This is a genomic window from Amycolatopsis ponsaeliensis (assembly GCF_030182635.1).
In the GTDB taxonomy this organism is placed as follows: domain Bacteria; phylum Actinomycetota; class Actinomycetes; order Mycobacteriales; family Pseudonocardiaceae; genus Amycolatopsis; species Amycolatopsis ponsaeliensis.
This window is the reverse complement of sequence record NZ_JAPZLD010000001.1, coordinates 19,733-29,976: the sequence shown is the minus strand read 5'-3', so window position 1 is coordinate 29,976 and position 10,244 is coordinate 19,733. Positions and strand designations below refer to the sequence as shown.

Here is a 10,244-nt window from a genome sequence, read left to right as displayed (position 1 = left end):
CATCTTCGTCACCGGGCCAGGATCACGACCTTCCCGCGGATATCCCCGGCCTCGCTCCGGCGGTGCACGTCGGCGAGCCCGTCGAGGGTGTGCGTCTCGGCGACGTCGACGGTCACGACGCCCGCGTCCACGAGATCGACCAGTTCGGTCAGCTGGGCGGCGTCGTAGCGGACGACCACGTGCGCCGAGGTCACCCCGGGCGGCGCGGTCACGGGCGCCGCCGCGGAGATGATCGTGCCGGCCCGCCGGACGGGCGGGGTCCACGGCGGCGGGGCGCCGACCAGGTGGATCAGCACGTCGACGGGCTCGACCGCGGACGCGACGGACTCGCTGGTGTAGTCGATGATCTCATCGGCGCCGTGCCGCCGGACGGCGTCGAAGCTGCGCGCGCTCGCGGTGGCGACGACGTGGGCGCCGGCGCGTTTCGCGAACTGGACGACGAACCCGCCGATCCCGCCGCCCGCGCCGTTGACCAGGACGCGCTGCCCGGCGGAAACGTGCGGGAAGACGACCTGCCACGCGGTGAGCCCGGCGAGCGGGATGGCCGCGGCGTCGGCGAGCGGGATGCCCGTGGGCGCGGGAACGAGCCGGCCGGCCGGCGCGACGGCGTACTCCGCGGCCGCTCCCCGCTCGAGCCAGCCGATGACCGGGTGGCCGGCCACCGTGCCCGCGACGTCCCAGCCGAGGGTGCGGGGAAGGTCGATCGGGAACAGGGACCGCAGGGCCCCGGACCGCAGGGCGGTTTCGGTCGGGTTGAACGACGTCGCCGCGACCTCGACCAGCACCTCACCGTCACCGGGGACCGGCCGCGGGACGTCGTCGATCCGGATGACGGAAGGGTCGCCGTGACGGTGGATCCGTGCGCTTCTCATGAAAAGCACCCTATGATCGAGCGGGGAGACGCTCCATGCGTGCAAATCCTCGTTTCATGTCCGATCGTCTTGCCGGAGAGACTGTGGATGTCCTGAGCGACGTGCTCGCCGTGATGCGCACGGGTGAGCCGCGCTCGGCCCGGGTGGTGTGGACCGCGCCCTGGGCGCAGTGGTTCGCGCCGGTGCCGGGCGCCGCCGGGTTCCAGGTGGTCTTGCACGGGACCTGCTGGCTCCTCCGCGCGGACGCGGAACCGCTGCCGCTGACCGCCGGCGACGTCGTCTTCCTGCCCCACGGGCAGGGCCACGCACTGGCCGACAACCCGGCGACGCCGGTGGACACGCAGGCGTGCGACCCGGACGATCCCGGGTTCACTGAGCGCTACGCGAACCGGCCGGCGACCGGCACGGGCCCGAAGACCGTGACGCTGTGCGGTGCGTACCGGCTGGATCCGGCGCGGATGCACCCGTTGCTGTCGAGCCTGCCCGAAGTCGTGCACCTGCCCGCCCGGCTCGACCGTGATCTGCGAGCCGTGGTCGACCTGCTCAGCGCCGAACTGGAACGCCCGCGGCTCGGCACGGACGCGCTGATCCCGGCCCTGCTGGACGCGCTGCTGCTGTACATCCTGCGCGCCTGGTTCGACGAGCGCGCCACGGCGGACGAGACCGGCTGGGCCGCGGCGTTGCGGGACCCCGCGATCACCGCCGCACTGCACGCGATCCACCGCGACCCGGCCCACCCCTGGACCGTCGCGAGCCTCGCGGCCCGGGCGGGGCTGTCCCGGGCGCCGTTCGCGCGGAGGTTCACCGAGAAGATCGGCCGGCCGCCACTCGCCTACCTGACGTGGTGGCGGCTGACCCTCGCCGCCCGGCTGCTGCGCGACACCGACGCCCCGCTGCGCGTGATCGCGGGACAGAGCGGCTACACCTCGGAGTTCGCCTTCGCCAAGGCCTTCAAACGCCACCACGGCACGGCGCCCGGCCGGCTCCGGCGGGGCTGAACCGGGCATCGGGTCGCCGATCTCGGCCGATCCGTCCTCTGTGGATCGGCACGTTCGCCGCGCGCTGCGGCCATGCGGCCTCGGCGGTCGTGGGATGCGGAGTCGTGACCGAGGTCCGTGAGAGCACCCTCTTGCCCGGCAGACGCCTGCGTGCGATGCTACCTATCGCGAACAGGCTGTTCGTATAACGAACTCGCTCGGAACCGGACTCATCAACGGAGATCGCGCATGTTCCAGCAGCTGCTGAAGTCGTCCCGCCCGCCCGTGGTCGGCACGTTCGTCAAGATCCCCGCACTGGAGGTCGCCGAGATCATCGGCGCCGCGGGGTTCGACTTCGTCGTGATCGACACCGAACACGCCCTGCTCTCGGTCCGCGACGTGTACGCGCTGATCGTCGTGTACTCCCGGATCGGCGTCGCGCCGCTGGTGCGGATCACCGACCACGGTTACGGCGACGCCCAGCGCTACCTCGACGCGGGCGCCGCCGGCGTGCTCGTGCCGCACGTCTCCGACGCCGCGCAGGCGAAGGCGGTCATGCGGCAGTTCCTGTTCCCGCCCGCCGGCACCCGCGGCATGGGCTACGCCGCCCGCGCCGGGGTGTGGGGCGGCCTCGACGGCGGCGTCGCGGAATACGTGCGTGCGGGCCAGGAAGACGTCGCGCGGATCGCGATGATCGAGGAACGGGAAGCGGTCGAGGACATCGAGGGCATCCTGGCCGCGCCCGGCCTCGACGCCGTGTTCGTCGGGCCCGGCGACCTGTCGCTCAGCCTGGGCGTTCCCCCCGGCTCCCCGGCCGTGCACGACGCCGTGACGCGGTCGATCGAGGCCGCGGTCCGCGCCGGTGTCCCGGTCGGCACCGTGGTCCAGGGCGAGGACCAGCTCCGCCTGAGGGCCGGGCAGGGCTGCGGCTTCCTGCTCGTCGGCAACGACACCGGCATGATCTCCGGTGCCGCCCGCCGCGCGGTCGCCCAAGCGCGCGAAGCGCTGGCCCAGCCGGTGAGCGCGTCGTGATCGACAAGATCCGGGCCGGCGCCACCGCGGCCCTCGACACGGTCCACAGTGGAGCCTCGGTCGTGATCGGCGGCTTCGGCCGGACCGGTGTGCCGGTCGACCTGATCGACGCGCTCTGCGACCGCGACGTCCGCGAGCTGCACGTCATCGCCAACAACGGCGGCCAGGGACTGCCCGGCGAGCGCGGCATCGGGCGGCTGCTCGCCGAGAACCGGGTGAAGAAGTTCTCCTGCTCCTTCCCGGTGAACCCCGCCTTCTTCCGGCGCTACTTCGACGGGGAAGTCGAGATCGAGCTCGTGCCGCAGGGCACGCTGGCCGAACGCCTGCGCGCGGGCGGCTCGGGCCTCGGCGGCTTCTACACGCCCACCGCCGCGGGCACCATCCTCGCCGACGGCGGCTTCGTGATGCGCCACGGGACCCCGGAGAAAACGCTTCCCCCGAAGGAACAGCGTGTGATCGACGGCCGGACCTACGTGCTCGAATCCCCGCTGCGGCCGGACTTCGCGCTGGTGAAAGCGGATCGGGCGGACCGGTACGGCAACCTCCGGTTCCGGCTCGGCGCGCGCAACTTCAACCCGCTGGCCGCGATGGCCGCGCGCACGACCGTCGTGCAGGCCGACCACATCGGCTCCCTGGCGCCGGACGACATCCACCTGCCGGGCCCCTTCGTGGACCACCTGGTGCGGACCGAACCGGAGGCGGCCTGATGCCCCTGCTCAGGACGGAACTCGCCCGGCGCGTGGCCGGCGACCTCGAAGACGGCTGGTGCGTCAACGTCGGGATCGGCGCGCCGCTGCTGCTGCCGGGACAGCCCACGCCCGGCAAGGAGATCCTCTACCACTGCGAACACGGCCTGCTCGGCGTCGGCCCGCCCCCGGAGGGCGAGCCGGACCCGGACATCACCGACGCCGGCAAGAACCCGGTCACGCTGCTGGCGGGCGCGGCGGCGTTCGACTCGTCGGTGTCCTTCGCGATCGCCCGGGGCGGACGGCTCGACCTGTGCGTGCTGGGCGCGTTGCAGGTCGGCGAGCACGGCGACCTGGCGAACTGGCTGGTCCCCGGCGGCAATCCCGGCGTGGGCGGCGCGATGGATCTGGCGGTCGGCGCCCGCCGCGTCTGGGTGATGATGAACCACGTCGACAAGCAGGGGAACGCCAAGCTGCGCAAGGCATGCACGTTCCCGCTCACCGGCGTGGGCGTGGTCGACCGCGTCTACACCGACCTGGCCGTGTTCGAGTTCACCGGCGGCGTGCTGACCCTGCGGGAACGCGCCCCCGGGGTCCGGCTCGAGGAGATCGCCGCGCTGACCGAAGCCACCTACACCGTCGACCTCTGGAACCGAGGAGCAGCCGCATGACCAGGCAGGTGACCGCGCGCATCGCCGGTGCCTTCGAGCACCCGCAGCGCAAGATCCCCGGCAAGACCGTGCCCCAGGTGCTCGCCGAAGTCGCGTACGGCGCGCTCGCCGACGCCGGGCTGAGCCTGTCCGACGTGGACGGCTTCTTCTGCTCGGAGGTCCCCGGGCTCGGCTCGATCGCGATGGCCGACTACCTCGGCCTGACCAATCTGTCCTATGTGGACGTCACCGAGGGCGGCGGCGCGTCCTACGTGATGCACGCCGGGCACGCCGTGGCCGCGGTGGCGGCGGGCAAGTGCCGGGTCGCGCTGCTCGCGATGGCCGGGCTGCCGTTGTCCGGCGCGCGCTCCGGCGGCGGCGAGCGCGGCCCGGACCACCCGTACGAATCGGCCTACGGCGTCACCGTTCCGGCCGGGTACGCGCTGGCGGCGCAGCGGCACATGCACGAGTTCGGCACCACGTCCGAACAGCTCGCCGAGGTCAAGGTCGCGGCCGCGCACCACGCGCAGTTCAACCCGAACGCGGTGCTGCGCAAGCCCGTCACGATCGCCGACGTCGTCGAGTCACCGCTGATCTCCGATCCCCTGCACCGGCTCGACTGCTGCATCACCAGCGACGGCGGGGCCGCGCTGGTGATCGTCGCCGAGGACGTCGCCCGCTCGCTGCCCGGCCGCACGGTGAAGATCCTCGGCCACGGCGAGGCGATCAAGCACAGCGCGGCCGGCAGCATCGACCTGACCTACACCGGCGCCGCGCTCTCCGGCCCGCGGGCGTTCGCCGAAGCGGGCCTGACCCCACGCGACGTCGACTACGTCTCGATCTACGACTCCTTCACCATCACGGTGCTGATGAGCCTGGAGGACCTCGGCTTCTGCGAGAAGGGCAAGGGCGGGGCGTTCGTCACCGACGGCACCCTGCAAGGCCCGGACGGGCGGTTGCCGTTCAACACCGACGGCGGCGGCCTGTGCAACAACCACCCGGACTTCCGCGGCGGCATGGTCCGCACCGTCGAGGCCGTCCGCCAGCTGCGCGGCGAGGCCACGCCGGAGGTCCAGGTGCCCGGCGCCCGGATCGGGCTCGTCCAGGCCCACGGCGGCAGCCTCGGCTTCCGCACCGCCGCCGCCACCCTGCTGCTCGGAACGGAGGACGCATGACCGTCGAAGACCCCGTGCTCGCCCGCTTCACCGAAGCGCTGTCCGCCGGACGGCTCGACCTGCCCCGCTGCACCGGCTGCGGCGCACTGGTCTGGTACCCGCGCGCCCGCTGCCCGCACTGCATGTCCGACCGCCTCGAATGGGAAGCGCTTTCCGGCGCCGGCACGGTCTACTCCTACACCGTCAACCGGCGCGGCCAGGGCAAGTACACCGGCGCCGACCCTTTCGTCATCGCCTACGTCGAACTGGCCGAAGGCCCCCGCGTCCTGGCCCGGCTGGACGGGACACCGGACGTCGGGCTGCCGGTCCGGTTCACCCGCGGCCTCGACGACGAGGGCCAGGTACGGCTGACGTTCGAGCGCGACCCCCGTGTGAAGGAGAGCTCATGACCTACGCCAAGGACGACCTCCGCTCCGCCCTGACCACCAGCGCTCCCCCACGTCCCGCCGGCGCGGTCGCCGCCCCGGAGTTCCTCGACTTCTCCGTCACCGCACCCGACGTCGTCACGCCTGCGGAGAGCCGGCAGTGGATCGTGCGGGGCCAGAACTTCGTGCTGATCCACACCGAGCCCGTGCCCGGCGACGTCATCTTCTCGGGCGAACTGCGGTCCGAGCAGGTCGTCCTGGTGATCGAGGAAAGCAGCGGAATCAAGGGGACGCAGGCCGTCACCGGACCGGCCCTCGTCGTGGTCCCGCCCGGGCCCGCCGAAATCGTCAGCACCGGAACCGGCCAGCTCACCCAGCTGATCCAGTCCGACGAACTCGAGTGGGCCGCCAAAGCGTCCAATGCGGACAGCTACGCCCACCCGCACCCGCACGTCGCGCCGCTGGAGCTGTGGCCGGAACCCGTCGGCGGCTACCGGTGGCGGACCTACCGGATGGCCGACGTGCCCGACGACCCGAAGCGCTTCGGGCGCATCTTCCGCACCCGCGCGTTCATGGTCAACTTCTTGAAGGCCAACCAGGGCCCGCGGAACCCGCACAAGCTGTCCCCGCACTTCCACGACGACTTCGAGCAGTGCAGCCTGATCGTCGCCGGCACCTACGTGCACCACATCCAGACGCCGTGGGGCACCGACGCCGACGACTGGCGGCCCGAAGACCACGCCCGCGTCGGCAGCCCGTCGGCGACCGTCATCCCGCCGCCGACGGTGCACACCTCGCAGGCCATCGGCTCCGGCACCAACCACCTGATCGACATCTTCTCCGGTCCCCGCCACGACTTCTCGGCCCAGCCCGGCTGGGTCCTCAACGCCGACGAGTACCCCGCACCACCCGCCTGAGCTCCACCTTCAGCGTCGAAGGGAACGTCCATGTCCTCCAGCACCGGCGAAGTCGCGGCCACTTCGCTCGATCCTGCCTTCATCGCACGCAGACGCCGGGCGATCACGAGCGCCTGGGCGGGCTTCGCGATCGACTCGTACTCCATCTACGTGGCGTCGACCTCGCTCCTGCCGGCGATGGTCTACTTCCAGGCACACCTGTCGGCCAGCCAGCTTTCGGTGTTCGTGGGCATGACCTTCGCCGCGACCCTGCTCGGCCGGCCGATCGGCGCACTGCTGTTCGGGCACTTCGCCGACCGCATCGGCCGGCGCCGCGTCGGCTCCATCACGATCTACGGCTTCGGCACGATCTCGCTGTTCATCGCGATGCTGCCGGGCGCCGAGCAGGTGGGCGCGGGGGCCGCCACCGCGCTGCTGCTGGGCTTGCGGTTCATCGAGGGCATCTTCCTCGGCGGCGAATACACCGCCGCGACGCCGCTGGCCCTCGAGTACGCCTCGCGGGGCCGACGCGGGTTCACCGGGGCGCTCATCCAGTGCTCGGCCAGTGGTGGCCCGTTCGTCGTCGCCGTGCTGACGTCGCTGGTGCTGGTGTTCGCCCCGAACGCGGGCCTGCACTCGCCGTACGTCCAGTGGGGCTGGCGGATCCCGTTCGTCATCGGGGCGTTCCTCGCCTGGTTCGTCGCCTGGTTCCTGCGGCGGCGGGTCGAGGACTCCGACACCTGGAAGGAGACCACGCGCAGCAAGTCCCCGCTGCGGGACATGCTCAAGGGTTCCTCCGGGCGCGCCTTCCTCCAGTCCTACATCATCATGACCGGGGTCTTCTTCGCGGTGAACATGCTCGGCAGCGTCATGCCGCAGCTGTTGCTGTCCAACAAGGGGTACACCGCGGCCGACCTCGCGCACACCCAGCTGATCAACGCCTGGCCGGGGATCGCGACGTACCTGTTCTTCGGCTGGCTCAGCGACCGCATCGGGCGCAAGCGCGCGCTCTACATCGCCGCGACCATCACGATCGTCTTCACCCCGATCACCTACACCCTGATGGCCAACGGATCCGTGCACGGCTGGGCGAACCTCACCCTGCTCGCCGCGTCGACCAACGTGGTCACGCTCGGCGCGCTCGGGGTGCTGCCGGCCTACATCAACGAACGCTTCGCCACCGCCGTCCGGTCTTCGGGCTGGGGCGTCGCCTACAGCACCGCCGTCGTCATCCCGGCGTTCTTCTCCTACTACCAGCTGGGGCTGGCGCACCTGGTGCCCGCCGCGTTCACCCCGGGCATCCTCGCCGCGTTCGGGGGCGTGCTCATCCTGTTCGCCGTCATGGCAGGCCCGGAGACGCGCGGGAGCGACCTGCACACCGTGGGCGAGGCCGGGTCATGACCCTCCGCACGAAGGCCAGGTATGCAGCCCGACCACCCGACCACGCGTGTCGCCGTCGCCATCTTCGTCCTGCAGACCGCGGGCAGCGGCGTGGCGGTCTACGGCATCCCGATCTACATCGCGGCGTTCCTGCGCTCGGGCACGGTGCACCCCGCGGAGCTGTCCCTGGCGAGCACGGCGTTCTTCCTGGCGGGTGCGCTGGCCGGGCCGGCGATCAGCGGGGCCGGGCAACGTTCGCCGAACGGGGTGCTGCGGGGCTCGGTCCTCGGCGCCGCGGCGGCGATCGCGGCACTGGCCGTGGACCCGTCGGGCCCGGTCGTGATCGCGGCCTTCTGCCTCCTGGGCGCGACCTTCAACGGCGGGCTCGTGGTCGTGGGCACGACCGTGCTGGTGCGGGTCTTCGACGGCAGGCCGACGTCCGGGATGGCGCTGGCGACCGCCGGGTCTTCGGCGGGCGGCATCCTGGTTTCCCCGCTGCTGGCGCTGCTGCTGACCACGCAGGCGGTCACGGCCGGCTCGTTCCTGGCGGTGGCAGCGGGATTCCTGGCCGTCAGCGGGCTCGCGCTCACGCTGATCTGGCGGGTCTCCGCGCGGCCGGCCCAGGTCGAGGCGCCCGCGGCGGCGCCGAGCCGGCTCAGCGCGCACTGGCCGCTCGTGCTCGCGTTCAGCCTGGTCAGCGCGTCCCAGCTGGGCGCGACGTCGTACCTGGTGGCGACCGGGCTCGCCCGGGACTTCACCGGCGCCCGCCTGGCCGTCTCCGTCGCCACCGCGACGGCGGTCGCCTCCCGCTGGCTCGGCAGCGCCGGGATCCGGCGGCTCGGCCTGGGCCGCTGGACGATCACCAGCTTCGGCGCCCAGGCGGCCGGAGTCGCGCTGGTCGGGCTGGCGCCGTCCGGGTGGGTGCTGTTCCTCGGTGCGGCGCTGATCGGGCAGAGCCTCGGCAACACGATCCTCATCCGCTCGCAGGTCGTCGTGGAGCTGTTCGGGGTCGGCGACTTCGCGGGCAAGTTCGCGCGGTTCCAGACCTGGACCTCGCTCGGGTCGGCGGCCGGGCCGTTCGTGCTCGGGCAGCTGTTTTCCCTGACGCACGACTACCTGCCCGCCTACCTGGCGCTGGTCGTGCTCAACGTGATCGCCGTGCCGCTCCTGCGGCCCTGGCTGAGACAGTCGCGGCGGAGGGTCGATGAGCTCCAGCACGGTTCCGCGGTATGAAGAACTCCGCCACCGCACCGACGCCCCGCCCGGCTCGTCCTGGCACCTGTTCGGGCCGGACGACCAGCTCGGCACGCTCAACTTCCTCACCGAGCGGAGCGCGCTCGACGGCGCGGCGCTGGTCAACCGCGGCCGGACGTTCAACTTGGACTACCCGTTGAACACGTTCGTGCCCAGCCTCGCCGGGACGCGGCCCGCGACCGAGCACCACATCTTCTCCAACAACCCGAACCACCGCGACGACTGGCTGGACTCCTTCTACCTCCAGTCGACGTCCCAAGTGGACGGTCTCCGCCACATCCGCCACCCGCGCCACGGGTTCTACGGCGGGGTGCCGGACGAGCGCGTGGCCGTCGGCGAACCCGCGCTGGGCATCCAGCTGCTCGCCGAAAAGGGCCTGGTGGGCCGGGGCATCCTGCTCGACGCCGTCCGGTACTTCGACCACCTCGGCGAACCGCTCGCGCCGGACGCTCCCCGCGGGATCACCCCGGCCGAGCTGGACGCCATGGCGGCGCACGCCGGCGTGGAAGTCCGGCCCGGAGACATCCTGCTGCTGCGCACCGGGTTCGCCGAGCACTGGCTTTCCTCGACACCGGAGCAGCGCGCGAAGCGCACCGGCGGCCCCGGCCTGCACCAGTCCGAAGAGATGCTCGCCTGGCTGTGGGACCACCGGATCTCCCTGGCCGCGGCCGACAACGGTGGCCTCGAAGCGTTCCCCGTCGATCCGTCTTCGGGCTGGGTCGACCCGGACGAGCCGCCGCCACCGCGGGGCCCGTCGCACAACGGCATGCTGCACCGCCCGCTGATCGCCCTGCTCGGGCTGATCATCGGCGAGCTCTGGAAGCTCGACGAACTGGCCGAAGACTGCGCCGCCGACGGGGTCTGCGAGTTCCTGCTGACCGCCAAGCCGCTCAACCTCGTGGGCGGGGTCGGCTCGCCGCCGAACGCCCTGGCCGTCAAGTAACCCGACAAGTGAGG

At 72.1% G+C, this 10,244-nt stretch carries 11 protein-coding genes; 10 read left to right on the top strand and 1 reads right to left on the bottom strand.

The features are described 5' to 3' along the window. Window positions 1-8: 8 nt before the first annotated feature. On the bottom strand, window positions 9-872 hold the full coding sequence (locus tag QQ657_RS00135; protein ID WP_284739910.1) for an NADP-dependent oxidoreductase: 864 nt from the start codon (window positions 870-872) through the stop codon (window positions 9-11). A gap of 83 nt (window positions 873-955) precedes the next feature. Here QQ657_RS00135 and QQ657_RS00130 point away from each other — a divergent pair, with 83 nt between their 5' ends. From QQ657_RS00130 to QQ657_RS00085, 10 genes are all read left to right on the top strand, one after another. Beyond that, window positions 956-1,870 (top strand): AraC family transcriptional regulator, encoded by a 915-nt coding sequence (locus QQ657_RS00130; RefSeq protein WP_434056711.1) that lies wholly within the window; start codon window positions 956-958, stop codon window positions 1,868-1,870. A gap of 228 nt (window positions 1,871-2,098) precedes the next feature. Next, window positions 2,099-2,881, top strand: a complete 783-nt coding sequence (locus tag QQ657_RS00125; RefSeq protein ID WP_284739908.1) for an HpcH/HpaI aldolase family protein — start codon at window positions 2,099-2,101, stop codon at window positions 2,879-2,881. Continuing rightward, entirely contained in the window at window positions 2,878-3,588 is a 711-nt protein-coding gene (locus tag QQ657_RS00120) for a CoA transferase subunit A (RefSeq protein ID WP_284739907.1), read from the top strand. Before QQ657_RS00125 ends, QQ657_RS00120 begins: the two co-directional genes overlap by 4 nt. Then, window positions 3,588-4,238, top strand: coding sequence for a 3-oxoacid CoA-transferase subunit B (locus QQ657_RS00115; protein WP_284739906.1), 651 nt, complete (start codon window positions 3,588-3,590; stop codon window positions 4,236-4,238). The genes QQ657_RS00120 and QQ657_RS00115 overlap by 1 nt, the downstream gene beginning before the upstream one ends. Beyond that, entirely contained in the window at window positions 4,235-5,392 is a 1,158-nt protein-coding gene (locus QQ657_RS00110; protein ID WP_284739905.1) for a thiolase domain-containing protein, read from the top strand. The genes QQ657_RS00115 and QQ657_RS00110 overlap by 4 nt, the downstream gene beginning before the upstream one ends. Next, a complete protein-coding gene (locus QQ657_RS00105) occupies window positions 5,389-5,781 on the top strand; it encodes a Zn-ribbon domain-containing OB-fold protein (protein WP_284739904.1) in 393 nt (130 codons plus the stop codon). The genes QQ657_RS00110 and QQ657_RS00105 overlap by 4 nt, the downstream gene beginning before the upstream one ends. Further along, entirely contained in the window at window positions 5,778-6,674 is an 897-nt protein-coding gene (locus QQ657_RS00100; RefSeq protein ID WP_284739903.1) for a cupin domain-containing protein, read from the top strand. Before QQ657_RS00105 ends, QQ657_RS00100 begins: the two co-directional genes overlap by 4 nt. A 30-nt stretch (window positions 6,675-6,704) precedes the next feature. Next, on the top strand, window positions 6,705-8,054 hold the full coding sequence (locus QQ657_RS00095) for an MFS transporter (protein WP_284739902.1): 1,350 nt from the start codon (window positions 6,705-6,707) through the stop codon (window positions 8,052-8,054). 21 nt (window positions 8,055-8,075) lie between these two features. Further along, the gene (locus tag QQ657_RS00090) at window positions 8,076-9,266 is read left to right on the top strand and encodes an MFS transporter (protein WP_284739901.1); all 1,191 of its coding nucleotides are present in this window, start codon (window positions 8,076-8,078) and stop codon (window positions 9,264-9,266) included. Further along, a complete protein-coding gene (locus QQ657_RS00085; RefSeq protein ID WP_284739900.1) occupies window positions 9,238-10,230 on the top strand; it encodes a cyclase family protein in 993 nt (330 codons plus the stop codon). The genes QQ657_RS00090 and QQ657_RS00085 overlap by 29 nt, the downstream gene beginning before the upstream one ends. The last annotated feature ends 14 nt before the right edge of the window (window positions 10,231-10,244 follow it).

Coding starts and splice junctions, on each gene's coding strand:
- QQ657_RS00135 (WP_284739910.1), bottom strand. CDS start 872: ATGAGAAGCGCACGGATCCACCGTCACGGCGACCCTTCCGTCATCCGG.
- QQ657_RS00125 (WP_284739908.1), top strand. CDS start 2,099: ATGTTCCAGCAGCTGCTGAAGTCGTCCCGCCCGCCCGTGGTCGGCACG.
- QQ657_RS00115 (WP_284739906.1), top strand. CDS start 3,588: ATGCCCCTGCTCAGGACGGAACTCGCCCGGCGCGTGGCCGGCGACCTC.
- QQ657_RS00110 (WP_284739905.1), top strand. CDS start 4,235: ATGACCAGGCAGGTGACCGCGCGCATCGCCGGTGCCTTCGAGCACCCG.
- QQ657_RS00105 (WP_284739904.1), top strand. CDS start 5,389: ATGACCGTCGAAGACCCCGTGCTCGCCCGCTTCACCGAAGCGCTGTCC.
- QQ657_RS00100 (WP_284739903.1), top strand. CDS start 5,778: ATGACCTACGCCAAGGACGACCTCCGCTCCGCCCTGACCACCAGCGCT.
- QQ657_RS00095 (WP_284739902.1), top strand. CDS start 6,705: ATGTCCTCCAGCACCGGCGAAGTCGCGGCCACTTCGCTCGATCCTGCC.
- QQ657_RS00090 (WP_284739901.1), top strand. CDS start 8,076: ATGCAGCCCGACCACCCGACCACGCGTGTCGCCGTCGCCATCTTCGTC.
- QQ657_RS00085 (WP_284739900.1), top strand. CDS start 9,238: ATGAGCTCCAGCACGGTTCCGCGGTATGAAGAACTCCGCCACCGCACC.